The organism is Vibrio sp. 10N.261.52.C11, assembly GCF_041471405.1.
Classification (GTDB): Bacteria; Pseudomonadota; Gammaproteobacteria; order Enterobacterales; family Vibrionaceae; genus Vibrio; species Vibrio crassostreae_C.
In genome coordinates this window covers 48,604-62,731 of record NZ_JBFROI010000007.1, presented here as the reverse complement: position 1 = coordinate 62,731, position 14,128 = coordinate 48,604, and the positions used below count along the sequence as shown (strand labels likewise).

Here is a 14,128-nt window from a genome sequence, read left to right as displayed (position 1 = left end):
ACTGTGCTTGAGAAAGTGTAATAAAAGGCACTAAAAATGAGAGGTTTACGGGGGAATGATAGGTTGGAAATATTTTTCTTTCGCACAAGAAAAAACGCCCCAGTCAAATACTGACTGGGGCGGCTGAATCAGCCTAATCCAATAACGTGAAACAAAAGGTCTGAAAGATAGAACATCTTACCTCTGTACCCTACGAGATTTAATGTACAACAATTGCTCAGAAATGAAAACAACTTTTGTAGTTTTTTTTCATGAATGTTTTATTAAAACACCTAAATTCTTATTACGACTTAACTTTATTTGAGACAAAAAAAAGCCAGTGTTTGTGCACTGGCTCATACTAATTTGCTTATTAAGGTCAAAAACTGATTAGTGGGCTTGATCCCAGTTGTCACCGTGGCCAGCTTCCGCGACAAGCGGCACTTCTAGCTCTGCAGCGGATTCCATCAATTCTTGTACTTTACTTTCAATTTCGGCTAAAGATGACTCTTCCACTTCAAACACCAATTCATCGTGTACCTGCATAAGCAGTTTTACACGACCATCGCCTTCCGCTTGAATCCACTCATCCACCAACAACATCGCTTTCTTGATGATATCTGCCGCTGTACCTTGCATTGGCGCGTTGATCGCTGCGCGTTCAGCCGCTTTACGACGCATACCATTACGAGATTGAATTTCAGGAAGGTGCAAACGACGGCCGTAAATGGTTTCAACGAAGCCTTGCTCTGAAGCCGCGCTGCGTGTGTCTTCCATGTACTGCATTACGCCAGGGTAACGTTCAAAGTAAGTGTCCATGTAGTGCTGTGCTTCGCCACGAGGAATACCCAGTTGCTTAGCCAAGCCAAAGGCACTCATACCGTAGATAAGACCGAAGTTAACGGCTTTAGCACGACGACGTTGTTCAGTGGTCACACTCTCAATATCAACACCAATGATCTCAGCAGCCGTTGCCGCGTGAATATCTTTGCCTTGTTGGAATGCTTCCAGAAGCGCTTTATCACCCGACAGGTGCGCCATGATACGCAATTCAATTTGAGAGTAATCGACCGCTAGAATCTTCCAGCCATGTTGTGCAACGAATGCTTGGCGGATACGACGACCTTCTTCATTACGAATTGGGATGTTCTGTAGGTTTGGATCTGTTGAAGACAAACGACCCGTTGCTGTCACCGCTTGGTGATAAGACGTATGAACACGACCCGTTTCAGCGTTGATCATCTTCGGTAGTTTATCTGTGTAGGTCGACTTGAGTTTCGCAAGACCACGATACTCAATGATCAGCTTAGGTAGCGGGTAATCAAGAGCCAGTTCTTGCAGCACTTCTTCGTTGGTTGAAGGTGCACCTGATGGCGTTTTCTTAATAACTGGCAAACCCATTTTCTCAAACAAGATCGCTTGCAGCTGTTTTGGCGAGTTCATGTTGAACTCTTGCTCTGCAATCTCGTAGGCTTTCTGTTCTAGCTCATCCAATCGAACCGCAATCTCTTGCGATTGAGCGCCCAGCAACATGTCATCGATGAATACGCCGGTACGTTCAATGCGAGACATTACAGGGATCAGTGGTACTTCGATTTCTTCATAGATGGCTTTTAGCTTTTCATCTTGCTCAATGTTTTCCATCAAACGGTTATGAAGACGTAGTGTCACGTCAGCATCTTCTGCTGCGTATGGAGACGCTTCTCCCAGCTCAATCTGGTTGAAAGTAAGCTGCTTCTTACCTTTACCTGCGATTTGCTCAAATGAGATGCAGCTGTGCTGAAGGAAACGCAGCGCTAGGCTATCCATATCATGCTTGCCGCCAACGCTATTAAAAACATAAGACGCTAGCATGGTGTCGTGCTTGATGCCTTTCATCTCGATACCGTAGCGCGCTAAAACGCTCATATCGTACTTCAGGTTTTGACCGACTTTAGGCTGTGCGTCATCTTCAAGAATCGGCTTAAGCTGTTCAAGTACCCAATCACGATCCAGTTGTTGAGGTGCATCTAAGTAGTCATGAGCAACCGGTACGTAAGCGGCAACGCCTTCTTCAGTTGCGAATGATAGACCAACAAGGTTAGCCACCATGTAGTCCAAGCTATCCGTTTCAGTATCAAAGGCAAACACCTCTGACGCTTTCAGTTTCTCTAGCCACGCATTAAAAGAGGCTTCATCTAGGATGGTTTCGTAGTTGCTGCGATCAATCGTCACTTCAGAGGTGTTCATTTCTACGGTAGAAGTGGTTGATGCCGTGCTGCTGTGCACTGCACCCGACTTCTCATCCGCCTCAACCACACCGCTGCCGCCTTCAAGTAGCTCGTTCAACCAAGATTTGAAGACCAGTTGACCGTATAGCTTAATCAGCTCATCCGTATTTGGTTGTGCTTTTACAAGCGACTCAGGTGTCTCTTCTAACTCGACGTCCAGTTTGATCGTTGCAAGCTCGTAAGACATCTCAGCGTTGTCTTTATTATCAATCAGCTTCTTAGCCATGGTTTTTGAACCACGGAAGCCAAGAGCGGCAATATCATCCAGGTTTTGATACAGCTTTTCGATGCTACCAATGCCTTGTAGTAGAGCAGTTGCTGTTTTGTCACCAACACCTGGAACGCCAGGAATGTTATCCACTTTATCGCCCATCAGTGCAAGGTAGTCGATAATCAGCTCAGGTGGGATGCCAAACTTCTCTATCACGCCTTCGCGATCCATAACCACGTTGGTCATGGTGTTGATCAAAGTAACGTTGTCATCAACCAGCTGCGCCATATCTTTATCGCCAGTACTGATCAAAACCGGCATGCCCGCTTTAGATGCTTGAGAAGCTAGCGTACCAATCACATCATCCGCTTCAACGCCTGGGATCGAGATAAGTGGCAAACCCATTGCACGAATCACATTGTGCAAAGGTTCGATCTGACAACGTAGATCATCCGGCATAGGTGGACGATTAGCCTTGTACTCTGGGTACATGTCATCACGGAACGTCTTTCCTTTCGCATCAAAAATTACCGCAATACGATCAGAAGCAAATTGACGCATCATGCTGCGCAGCATGTTAACTACACCGTAAACAGCGTTAGTTGGGATATCACCATTGCTCATTGTGCCAGGGTAAGCATGGAACGCGCGATATAGGTAAGAAGAGCCATCGATCAGAATCAATGGATTATCAGGAATACGAGCCATAATGTTTGTGTATCCAGTAAGTACAGAAATTATCTGTTAAGAATGCCACGTCTGTTGGTTGGATTCCACGTTGTCGATCTGTATCCGTTCACTCAGTTGTGTTCGTTATAATCGATTTGTTGTTATTTTTTGTTCTTAGACGCAAGCGTTCTGTGGATAACTCTGTTTATATTATTTATCCACCCTGTTGAGAACTACGGTGAACAACTCAAAAAACACCAATAAACAACTGAAAGTAAAGAATAATTTTACAGATCGAACAGATGATCAACGATCTTTTCTCGATCTTGCGTTGTGGAAAAGAATGCTGATGGCGTTTTATTCATAAAAATACGTGCCACTAAATATGCATCTTGTTGAAATGGTAGGTATAAAAAAAAGCGACACCCGAAGATGTCGCCTAGCAAAAACCGGTAAAGCCATTCAAATTGAATACCACAGCTTTACCTAAAAGCTATAAATTACACTGGAAGCAATGTGAGCAATGTCGTGTCAAAAAGAACTTAGTACAAGTTCGCGAGAATTCTGTTGGGTAACCAAGTAGATACTTGAGTACTTAACATCCTTGTGAACATTTCCTCATTCCCTAAGACGAAGTTAATAATAATGATTCTCATTTAATAGTCAACAATTAAATGATAATAAATCTCATTTGATTTATAAACCGTTAACAGCAGTGCTTAAATTTGCTTCAAAAAATGGATTCTATGGTCATTAATGTCTTCTTTTTCTTCAAATCTTTCGATTAGGTAACCGTTTCTCAATAACAGGCGCAACATTGCAGGGAACTGGTTACGAGACTTAACCTTTAACTGTCTGTAGCCCTGCTCTTTCACCCACTGTTCCTGAACGTCTAATTGCGCCTGTGCAACGCCTTTGTTCCTCGCGAGCGGTGACACGCCACCAAACCAGCTGTAAAAAGTATCTTGATCCAATTCATAGCCGATCTTAAAGCCAAGCAACACGCCAGCTTCTTCAGCCACTAAGATAAGGCTCTTTTTCCCTGCCAGCCGCTCTGACAGAGAAGCGACACTCTCTTTTTTAGCGAACTCAGAGATCTGCTCGACCACAGACACCACTTCTTCTAAAGAACCTTCACGTACGACAACTGACATCTTATTCATCCTTATAAACGAAAGGGCTGGCACAATGGCCAACCCTTTACTGATCACTTAAGTGAGATCTACACGGTTACTTTTCTTTTAAATGCTCAGCAGCTTGTGCGTTATCTTCAGCAAGCCACTCTGCGACATCTTTAGCGAAGTAAGTAAGAATGCCATCAGCGCCAGCACGCTTAAAGCACAACAGTGATTCCATGACGGTTTCGCGCTCTTTCAGCCAGCCGTTTTGAATCGCCGCTTTGTGCATCGCGTATTCACCAGATACTTGGTAAGCAAACGTAGGCGCTTGCAGTTCGTGCTTAACACGACGAACAATATCAAGGTAAGGCATGCCTGGTTTCACCATCACCATGTCCGCACCTTCATTAAGATCCATCGCGACTTCATGAATCGCTTCATCGCTGTTGGCTGGATCCATCTGGTAGTTCTTCTTGTTACCACCTTTCAGGTTCGAAGCACTGCCAACTGCATCACGGAATGGGCCGTAGTAGCACGATGCATATTTTGCAGAGTACGCCATAATCTGAGTATGAATATGGCCCGCTTCTTCTAACGCTTCACGGATCTTACCAATGCGACCATCCATCATATCCGATGGGGCAACTACGTCAGCACCCGCTTCAGCGTGTGATAATGCTTGCTTGATCAAGACTTCAGTCGTCTCGTCATTCATCACGTAACCATCTTCATCGATGATGCCGTCTTGGCCGTGAGTGGTGAACGGGTCTAGTGCTACGTCAGTAATAACGCCAATGTTTGGCACATGCTCTTTTAGTAAACGTACAGCGCGCTGCACCAAACCTTCTGAGTTATGAGCTTCAGCTGCGCATAAACTTTTAGCATCTTGGTTCACGACTGGAAATAGAGCAATCGCAGGAACACCCAGCTTTGACAGGTAATCTGCTTCCTCAAGCATGTAGTCGATCGACAAGCGTTCAACACCTGGCATTGACTCGACAGGCTCGCGGCGGTCTTTACCCATCAGGATAAACATTGGGTAGATTAGATCATCCACAGACAATTGATTTTCTGCCATTAGGCGACGGCTAAAGTCGTGCTTACGCATACGGCGCATACGGCGACCTGGGAATTGACCTTGAATTGAAACAGACACTAGATTCTCCTTGCCTAGTCTAAGCACCGAAATACTTAGATATGAAAAGTGCTAAATACAGGCAAAAGCATATCACTGATGGCTCAGGACGCTAGCAGTAAAATATGAAACCCACTCAAAAATAGGGATAAATGGCAAAAAATGACCTTCTCCTCACACTGCCGTATACTCATGACAACTCAGTAAAGACCGCTTTCAGGACAAAACAATGATCGACACCCATGCTCATATTTACGCTAGCGAATTCGATGAAGACCGCGAACAAGTTGTGCAGCGCGCACTGGCTCAAGGGATTGATACCATTCTATTGCCGAACATCGATTTAGAATCTATCAAACCAATGTTAGCAACGGAAGCGCAGTTTCCTGATGTGTGCCGTTCAATGATGGGCTTACACCCTTGTTATGTGGATGCGAATATCGAGCAAACCCTCAAAACCATTCGAGCTTGGTTTGATAAGCATGACTTTATCGCCGTGGGTGAGATTGGTATCGACTTGTACTGGGATAAAACCTTCAAGGCTGAACAAGAGATGGCGTTTGTGACTCAACTGCAGTGGGCAAAAGAGCTTGATCTACCTGTGGTGATCCACACTCGTGATTCCATTGAAGAGACACTTGCCCTACTTCGTAAAGAACAAGATGGCAGCTTACGCGGGGTATTCCACTGCTTTGGTAGCAGCTTAGAGGAAGCTCAAGCGATCAACGAGCTAGGCTTTCATTTAGGTTTAGGCGGCGTTTCGACCTTTAAGAACTCTGGGATGGACAAGGTGATCCCACATCTCGATATGGATTACGTCATTCTAGAGACAGATTGCCCATACTTGGCACCAACACCGAATCGCGGTAAACGCAATGAACCAGCCTACACAGAATTAGTAGCAAAACGCATCGCCAAATTACGCGGAATTACCCTTGAAGAAGTCGCAAACATAACCACCAAAAATGCTAAGGCATTGTTTAATTTATGACAAATCTATTAATAAGTAATTATTACGGATTTTTCCTGAATTTATTTGAGAAAGCTAAGTGACATGTATAGTATCAACCACCTGCATATAGAGGTAGTTGATTATGTGTGACCATTCACAACACTTACAACGTCAACATCGAACCCTATGGCATAAAATTTTGGGCATCAAAGAGCTCTATATATGTCAGAACTGTGGCTATCAGTTAAAGATTCGATAAACAGACATAATAAAAAAGCGGCCCTAGGCCGCTTTTTTATTATGTGATTTTTACTGAAGCATTCCGAATCAAGATTCAGCTTCTTCCTCTTCATCCGCATCTGGCTTACGCGTATAAAAGCGTGCGAAAAACAGACCAATCTCAAACAGAATACACATTGGAATCGCCAACAGTGTTTGCGAGATCATATCTGGTGGTGTCAGCATCATACCGATGATGAAAGCACCCACCACAATGTAAGGACGCTTTTCAGACAGAGATTGAGGCGTTGTTGCCCCCGTCCAACACAACAAGATAATCGCAACAGGCACTTCAAAGGCAATACCAAAAGCAAAGAACAGCGCGAGTACAAAATCAAGATAGCTTGAGATGTCGGTTGCGAACTCTACTCCCCCTAATGATATGGCCGTAAAAAAGCCAAATACCAACGGGAATACAATAAAGTAAGCGAACGCCACACCACAGTAAAACAGCAATGAACTTGAAGCCAATAGCGGCATGATCAAGCGTTTTTCATGCTTGTATAAACCCGGAGCAACAAAAGCCCACACCTGATACAAAATAAACGGAACCGCGAGGAATATAGACGCGATCAAGGTTAATTTCAGCGGTGTGAAAAATGGCGATGCAACATCGGTTGCGATCATCGTCGCCCCTTCCGGTAGACGATCTACCAAAGGTGCTGATACGAATTCATAAATATCATTAGCAAAATAAATTAGCCCGACAAATATCACTAGCACCGCGACAATCGCACGTAGTAGGCGATTACGTAGTTCTAGAAGGTGGCTAATTAAAGGCTGTGTCTGCTCAGTCGAAGACATGTCAAACCTCTTAAACAGGAAGATCGAAAAGGAGCCGCGCGTGTATCTATCCAGTTGAATTGGTATCCACTTGAATAGTTATTTACTTGAATAGATATCTATTTAAACATCTAGCGAATCAAGTATCCGGCGACTCCTCCTTGCGAGACTATTCGGCTTTCTTATCTGACGGTGCTGAAGCTTCGCTGTTGACCTGAATGGTTTCAGATTCCACAGTTTCCATGACACTAGGTTTAGTCTCACTTGGCTTATCAGACTCAGGCTTAGCATACGGACGTTGAACCTCAGCAGCGGCCTGCTTGAGTTCATCGACTGACGCTTTAAGGTCTGGAGATAAATCTTCCATACCCATTTTTTCCGCCTTGCGTAGGTTTTCTTGCAGCTCTTGCACCTTAAGCTCATGAGAAAGTTCATCTTTCACACTGTTTGCCATGCTTTTCGCTTGTCCAACAAACTTGGAAATACTGCGAATCGCCACGGGCAAACGCTCAGGCCCTAAAACCACTAACCCAACGACAGATATTAATACCAGTTCCCAAAAACCGATATCAAACACGATTTACGCCTGCTCTTTGTCTTTCTTTGTTTCAGCAGTTGTTTCAGCGTGAGCTTCTGTCTTCTGCTGTTCAATATTCTTTGGTTCGAAGTCTGCATCTTTCTTATCTGCAGGCTTGTCTTCATCGCTCATCGCTTTTTTGAAGCCTTTAACCGCTGAACCTAAGTCACCACCCATACCGCGCAGTTTCTTTGTTCCGAATAGCAAAATTACAATTACAGCAATGATTAGAAGTTGCCAAATACTGATACCACCCATTGTCATTGTCCTCGGGTCTGTCTACACATAAAAATATTAAGAGAGTCTACTGTCTAACGACGGTAAGCTCGCCAACTAAGCAACCAAAATGTGACACCTGCGATGCCACAGCCCATAGATAGCTGCTCATAAGGGCTTGAAACTAATATTGCGGAGCATACGACTAAAGTGGCTCCAACGCCAAACAAAAACTTTCCAGTTGCTTGCTGACGCTTACTATCTCGGTAACCTTGATAAAGCTGATCCATTCTGTGGTTCATCGCTTTACCTTGGCGCAAGCTGTCATAAAGTAGCTCTGGCAGCTCTGGCAGTTTTTCTGCCCAGAATGGCGCACGCTCTTTTACTGCGTTGATCACAGCTTGCGGCCCCACCTGATTCATCATCCAGGTTTCAAGGAAAGGCTTCGCCGTTGCCCACAAATCAAGTTGCGGATACAGCTGACGGCCTAGGCCTTCGACATACAACAAGGTCTTTTGCAGAAGCACCAACTGAGGTTGAACCTCCATGTTGAAACGTCTTGCTGTATTAAATAAGTTTAGCAACACATGGCCAAATGAGATCTCACCAAGTGGTTTTGCAAAAATTGGCTCACACACCATGCGAATCGCGAACTCGAAATCGTTAACGTTGGTGTCGTGTGGCACCCAACCCGAATCCACGTGCAGCTCTGCGACTTTACGGTAATCTCGATTGAAGAAGGCCAGCAGGTTCTCTGCTAAATAACGCTTATCTTCGCTGTTGAGCGTGCCAACAATGCCACAATCCAAACCAATCCACTGAGGGTTGTCTGGATTTTCTGGATTAACGAATACGTTACCCGGGTGCATGTCGGCATGGAAAAAGCTGTCTCGGAATACTTGAGTGAAGAATACCGTCACACCACGTTCTGCCAACAATTTCATGTTAGTGCCGTTGGCGTTCAGAGTTTCAATATCGGAAACCTGAATACCATAGATTCGCTCTGATACCATCAGGGTTTCACTGCTTAAATCAGGGATAACCTCTGGGACATACAGCTCTTCGCTGCCTTCAAAATTACGTCGCAGCTGAATGGCATTGGCTGCCTCTCGGCGCAGGTCCAGTTCATCAATTAACGTTTTTTCGTACTCGTGAACGACCTCAACCGGTTTCAAACGACGTGCTTCAGGAAGCGACTTAGCGACTATACGCGCCATTCGGTGCATCAGTTTTAGATCTGCATCAATCACCGGGCGAATATCAGGTCGAATTACCTTCAGAACAATCTCGCGGCCGCTCTCTTTTAGCTTTGCAGTATGCACCTGAGCAATAGAAGCAGAAGCCAATGGCTCGATATCAAAGTCGGTAAACCAGTTATCTAGACTGCCACCCAGTGCCTTTTCCATGTCTTGCTTGGCCAGTTGACCATCAAATGGCGCCACTTGGTCTTGCAATAAAGCCAATTGATCAGCGATATGAGGAGGAAATAGGTCACGACGCGTTGACATCATTTGACCAAACTTGATCCACACAGGCCCTAACTCTTGCAAAGCGAGACGCAAGCGCTGACCCAATTCTTTATCTTGATGCTTGTTCTTGAGCCAAAACAGAGACTTTCTCGCTAACAATGGGGCTTTAGTCAAATGGTGCTCAGGCATCAATTCATCAAGGCCGTACTCTAACTGTACCTTGATAATATGATAAAGACGTTTCAGTTCTGTTGGGGTCATGCTTTCTCCAACAGAGCGTTCAACTTAGCTTCAAGGCGAGCTACCGAGCTTTTTACGTCATCAACCTGATCGCAAAAATGCACTACTTCTAACGGAGCCGGTGCAATCTTCCACTCTTCTGTCAGAATCTGAGCAACATGGTTTTGATGCTTAGTTGCTTGCTTCGCCACAAAACCACCGACGTTTTTAACGCCTTGTACCACGGTATGCGCAACCACATCGCCCGTTACGCGCGATAGCCACTCTTCTAAGTCCGGCTTGCAGTCTGTCATCAGCTGAGCAAATTTCTGAGCCAGTTGAATATCACCCTCTAAGATCAGCTTATCTTGCTTGATCAGCTTGGTGATGTTCGATTGCTCACGCAGTTCAGGCAGTACCGATAGGTTCAAAGATAGGTAGCAATCAGGCTGCCCTTCGTATTCCGACAACACATCGATCTGTTGGCTGAAAACGAAAGTGAGTGTTTTATTCAACTCTTTCAAATTAACTTGAATGATCTGCCCCTTTAAACGAGACAAACGACGAACCAAGGCTGGATCATCGTTCACGAAAGTATTTAAAGAGGTTTCAATAACCGCGGTTACCAATGGATCAAATGGCATGACTGTCCTTACCTTTGAAAACGGATAAGCCTTAACCTATCCGTTCTATCTTTATTCTTATTGTTTAGCACGCTCAGCGAGCCTGCTACCAAGCTCGACTAGAACTTGTAACCGCGGTGCAGCGCAACAATGCCGCCCGTTAGGTTGAAGTATTTTGTATTTTCAAAGCCCGCTTCTTGCATCATGCCTTCCAAAGTCTCTTGATTTGGGTGCATACGAATAGATTCTGCAAGGTAACGGTAGCTGTCTGCATCGTTAGCAATCAACTCACCCATTTTTGGCAACAGGTGGAAAGAGTATGCGTCGTAAACCTTTGATAGTGGCTCAAGCACTGGCTTAGAAAACTCAAGAACCAACAGACGGCCACCCGGCTTAAGTACGCGGTACATAGAACGCAGCGCTTGGTCTTTATCGGTTACGTTACGCAGACAGAAGCTGATCGTAATGCAATCGAAGTAGTTATCTGGGAATGGCAACTCTTCAGCGTTCGCTTGTACGTAGTGTACGTTGCCAACAATGCCGCTATCACGCAGCTTATCACGGCCAACATTCAGCATTGAGTTGTTGATATCAGCAAGAACCACGTGGCCTTTTTCACCAACGATACGCGAGAATTTCGCAGTAAGGTCGCCAGTACCACCACCAAGATCTAGGATACGCTGACCAGGGCGAACGCCACTGCAATCAATCGTGAATCGCTTCCACAAGCGGTGAACACCACCCGACATTAAGTCATTCATGATGTCGTATTTAGCGGCTACAGAGTGAAATACCTCTGCTACTTTCGCGACTTTTTCGTCTTTCGCGACTGTTTCGAAACCAAAGTGTGTGGTTTCTGACTCTACTGCTGAATTTGTCTGCACGCTTGTGTCCATAATGCTGTTATCTACCATGGTAAGTTCTCATCGACAGCACGCTCCGTGTTTAGAGGCGCTGCGGCCGATTAGTTTACTTTATCCTCAGCGGGTTGTCTTTCTACTAAGGAGGCATTTTCTGAAAAAGCCTCATTTTGCGCCATTTCGGCCAAACCAATCGAGATCGGTTTCTTCACTTCAACACCCAATTGCTTGAAGCTTTCGGCCTGACGAATCACGTTGCCTCGCCCTGTGACTAGCTTATTCATCGCCCCTTGATAACTTTGGTTTGCTCTATCAAGTGAGCTGCCAAGGCCTTCCATATCATCAACAAACAGGCGCAGCTTGTCGTAAAGCTTGCTCGCACGTTCTGCGATAACCTGTGCGTTCTGGTTCTGTCTGTCGTTACGCCACAGGTTATCAATTGTACGCAGTGCCACCAGCAAAGTGGTTGGGCTGACCAAGATGATGTTTTGCTCCATCGCATCTTTCACCAAGCTAGGATCCGCCTGAATCGCCACTTGGAATGCTGGTTCAACCGGGATAAACATCAACACATAATCCAAGCTTTGGATGCCTTTGAGCTGATGATAATCTTTCTGGCTCAAACCTTTGATGTGCGCTCTTAACGACACCAAGTGATCACGCAATGCAGCATCACGCTGCTGGTCGGTTTCAGCATTGAAGTAACGCTCAAACGCCACCAAAGCCATTTTTGAATCCACCACCACTTGCTTGTCTTGTGGCAGATGCACAATCACATCTGGCTGGTAACGCTTGCCCGCATCGTTTTGCAGGTTCACTTGAGTTTGGTATTCATGACCTTCGCGCAGCCCTGATTCTGCCAGCACCCGTGCCAGTACTACTTCGCCCCAGTTACCCTGCTGTTTATTATCGCCCTTTAGTGCTTGAGTCAGGTTCACCGCTTCACGCGTCATACTCTCATTAAGACGCTGCAGGTTTTTAAGCTCATGCACCAAAGTATGACGCTCTTTGGCTTCTTGGCTGAAGCTGTCGTTCACTTGTTTCTTAAAGCCTTCCAACTGCTCTCTTAGTGGAGACAACAAACCTTCTAGGCTCTGCTTATTCTGCTGATCGACCTTGGCGGTTTTGGTTTCAAACAGTTGGTTCGCTAACAATTCAAACTGCTGCTTAAGTCGTGATTCAGCTTGCTCTAGCAACTGCAGCTTTTCGCTATTGGCGAGGTTTTCTTGGTCATGCCTTGCTTCTTGCTCGCGCAGCTCGGCTTCTAATTCAGACTTATGATCTTTAAGCACATTGATCTCATCAGCGTACTGCTGGCGCTCTTGCTTTACCGCCTCAAAGTAGCGCAGTTTTTCCATTGCAGCCATCACCTTACCGTGCGCCTGCTTGAGCTCGAATGCCGCTTTGTCTCGGTCATCATCTAACTCATCGAGCTCTTGTTGCGCCTCTGCGAGTGATGCTTTGAGCTGAGCTTGCTGAGATTCATGCAACAAACGATCGGACTCTAGCTGCTGCTCGAGCAATCGCTGCTGAAAAGAGAGCTTCTGTTTAATCCACCAACCCACCACACCGCCGCTGACGAGCGCGCCAGAAATTGCAGCAATAAGCGTTGCCTGATGTTCGATAATCCATTGCATGATAATGATTTAGCCTAATTGGAAATAACTCATTAAATGGTATTTTGATACTGGATAAATGTCCAGTTTGCCGTATTAAAATTCGACAGATAGACTAGGCGCTCCGTATTCTGTCCCATCAAATTAGAATGAGTTGCCATGAACGAACGTCGTGCCTTGGGCTTTGGCCTTTCCGCAGTACTGCTGTGGTCAACGGTCGCTACTGCTTTTAAGCTGACCCTTGCTGAGTTTTCACCTATTCAAATGCTGACTATCGCTAGCATTGTGTCGTCGATTGCGCTGATCGCAGTCTGCGCCTTTCAAGGTAAGCTCTCTCAGCTGAGTACAACGTTCCTTTCAAACCCTTGGTATTACCTACTGCTCGGCTTGGTCAATCCACTGGCCTACTACCTGATTCTATTCAAAGCATACGACCTATTGCCAGCATCTCAAGCGCAGGCCATCAACTACAGTTGGGCAATTACGCTAACCTTGATGGCGGCGGTTTTTCTCGGACAAAAGATTCGTAAGCAAGATTGGATTGCGTGTACCTTCAGTTATGCGGGTGTGGTGGTCATTGCCACCAAAGGCGATGTGCTAGGAATGCAGTTCGATAGTCCACTTGGTGTGGCTCTGGCGCTACTTTCAACCTTGCTTTGGGCGGGATACTGGATTCTAAACACCAAAAACAAGGCTGACCCTGTGATTGGCGTATTGCTTGGTTTCTTAGTGGCATTGCCCTTCGCGATCGGTTTAACCATTTACGAAGGCGAGAGCTTTAGCCAAATCACAGCAAAAGGTTGGATGGCTGTGACTTACGTAGGCCTGTTTGAGATGGGCATTACCTTTGTCTTATGGCTATCAGCACTGAAGCTGACCAACAACACAGCGCGTATCAGCAATCTGATTTTTGCGTCACCGTTTATCTCGTTGATGCTACTTTCCACTATTATCGGCGAAGAGATTCACCCAGCGACCCTGTTTGGCTTGGTACTGATCATTGCTGGCTTAGTGATTCAACAGATCAAGTTTTCAAAAAACAAACCGGCGTAAATAAGAGCTAAAAGATTCAATTGAGCACGAAAAGCTATCGATAAAGTCGAATCTAGAGCTAGAGCACAATGTTAGATACAAAAATGGCGAGTCGTATGA

At 45.5% G+C, this 14,128-nt stretch carries 12 protein-coding genes; 2 read left to right on the top strand and 10 right to left on the bottom strand.

From position 1 onward, the window contains the following. Window positions 1–369: 369 nt before the first annotated feature. From polA to hemB, 3 genes are all read right to left on the bottom strand, one after another. Window positions 370–3,168, bottom strand: a complete 2,799-nt coding sequence (polA, locus tag AB4323_RS01820; protein WP_372151467.1) for a DNA polymerase I — start codon at window positions 3,166–3,168, stop codon at window positions 370–372. Between the two features lie 680 nt (window positions 3,169–3,848). Further along, window positions 3,849–4,283, bottom strand: a complete 435-nt coding sequence (locus AB4323_RS01815; protein ID WP_372118381.1) for a GNAT family N-acetyltransferase — start codon at window positions 4,281–4,283, stop codon at window positions 3,849–3,851. A 76-nt stretch (window positions 4,284–4,359) separates the two neighbouring features. Continuing rightward, a complete protein-coding gene (gene hemB / locus AB4323_RS01810; RefSeq protein WP_017060158.1) occupies window positions 4,360–5,403 on the bottom strand; it encodes a porphobilinogen synthase in 1,044 nt (347 codons plus the stop codon). 208 nt (window positions 5,404–5,611) lie between these two features. Between hemB and AB4323_RS01805 the strand changes: the two genes are divergently transcribed. Next, window positions 5,612–6,373, top strand: coding sequence for a TatD family hydrolase (locus AB4323_RS01805; protein WP_372151465.1), 762 nt, complete (start codon window positions 5,612–5,614; stop codon window positions 6,371–6,373). A 288-nt stretch (window positions 6,374–6,661) separates the two neighbouring features. On the opposite strand, the gene tatC is transcribed toward AB4323_RS01805, so the two are convergent. The 7 genes from tatC to rmuC all read right to left on the bottom strand — a co-directional run bounded on the left by tatC (window position 6,662) and on the right by rmuC (window position 12,997). Continuing rightward, window positions 6,662–7,417 (bottom strand): twin-arginine translocase subunit TatC, encoded by a 756-nt coding sequence (gene tatC, locus AB4323_RS01800; protein ID WP_017060156.1) that lies wholly within the window; start codon window positions 7,415–7,417, stop codon window positions 6,662–6,664. Window positions 7,418–7,565: 148 nt separating this feature from the next. Further along, entirely contained in the window at window positions 7,566–7,973 is a 408-nt protein-coding gene (gene tatB / locus AB4323_RS01795) for a Sec-independent protein translocase protein TatB (RefSeq protein WP_017060155.1), read from the bottom strand. Window positions 7,974–7,976: 3 nt separating this feature from the next. After that, window positions 7,977–8,231: a Sec-independent protein translocase subunit TatA gene (gene tatA, locus AB4323_RS01790; RefSeq protein WP_017060154.1), complete on the bottom strand. Its 255-nt coding sequence runs from the start codon at window positions 8,229–8,231 to the stop codon at window positions 7,977–7,979. A gap of 53 nt (window positions 8,232–8,284) precedes the next feature. Then, window positions 8,285–9,919: a ubiquinone biosynthesis regulatory protein kinase UbiB gene (gene ubiB / locus AB4323_RS01785; protein ID WP_102332588.1), complete on the bottom strand. Its 1,635-nt coding sequence runs from the start codon at window positions 9,917–9,919 to the stop codon at window positions 8,285–8,287. Next, a complete protein-coding gene (locus AB4323_RS01780) occupies window positions 9,916–10,521 on the bottom strand; it encodes an SCP2 domain-containing protein (protein ID WP_102332587.1) in 606 nt (201 codons plus the stop codon). Before AB4323_RS01780 ends, ubiB begins: the two co-directional genes overlap by 4 nt. Window positions 10,522–10,619: 98 nt before the next feature. Next, complete coding sequence (gene ubiE, locus AB4323_RS01775) at window positions 10,620–11,399, bottom strand: bifunctional demethylmenaquinone methyltransferase/2-methoxy-6-polyprenyl-1,4-benzoquinol methylase UbiE (protein WP_026012235.1); 780 nt, start codon at window positions 11,397–11,399, stop codon at window positions 10,620–10,622. Window positions 11,400–11,464: 65 nt separating this feature from the next. Further along, window positions 11,465–12,997 carry a DNA recombination protein RmuC gene (gene rmuC / locus AB4323_RS01770; RefSeq protein ID WP_017063049.1) on the bottom strand — a complete coding sequence of 511 codons (1,533 nt, stop codon included), beginning with the start codon at window positions 12,995–12,997 and terminating at the stop codon, window positions 11,465–11,467. A gap of 138 nt (window positions 12,998–13,135) precedes the next feature. Between rmuC and AB4323_RS01765 the strand changes: the two genes are divergently transcribed. Next, window positions 13,136–14,029 (top strand): DMT family transporter, encoded by an 894-nt coding sequence (locus AB4323_RS01765; RefSeq protein WP_104216341.1) that lies wholly within the window; start codon window positions 13,136–13,138, stop codon window positions 14,027–14,029. Window positions 14,030–14,128: the final 99 nt, after the last annotated feature.

Bases quoted from the DNA above. Each gene is read 5' to 3' on its own strand.
- polA (WP_372151467.1), bottom strand. From the start codon at position 3,168: ATGGCTCGTATTCCTGATAATCCATTGATTCTGATCGATGGCTCTTCT.
- AB4323_RS01815 (WP_372118381.1), bottom strand. From the start codon at position 4,283: ATGTCAGTTGTCGTACGTGAAGGTTCTTTAGAAGAAGTGGTGTCTGTG.
- AB4323_RS01805 (WP_372151465.1), top strand. From the start codon at position 5,612: ATGATCGACACCCATGCTCATATTTACGCTAGCGAATTCGATGAAGAC.
- tatC (WP_017060156.1), bottom strand. From the start codon at position 7,417: ATGTCTTCGACTGAGCAGACACAGCCTTTAATTAGCCACCTTCTAGAA.
- tatA (WP_017060154.1), bottom strand. From the start codon at position 8,231: ATGGGTGGTATCAGTATTTGGCAACTTCTAATCATTGCTGTAATTGTA.
- ubiB (WP_102332588.1), bottom strand. From the start codon at position 9,919: ATGACCCCAACAGAACTGAAACGTCTTTATCATATTATCAAGGTACAG.
- AB4323_RS01780 (WP_102332587.1), bottom strand. From the start codon at position 10,521: ATGCCATTTGATCCATTGGTAACCGCGGTTATTGAAACCTCTTTAAAT.
- rmuC (WP_017063049.1), bottom strand. From the start codon at position 12,997: ATGCAATGGATTATCGAACATCAGGCAACGCTTATTGCTGCAATTTCT.
- AB4323_RS01765 (WP_104216341.1), top strand. From the start codon at position 13,136: ATGAACGAACGTCGTGCCTTGGGCTTTGGCCTTTCCGCAGTACTGCTG.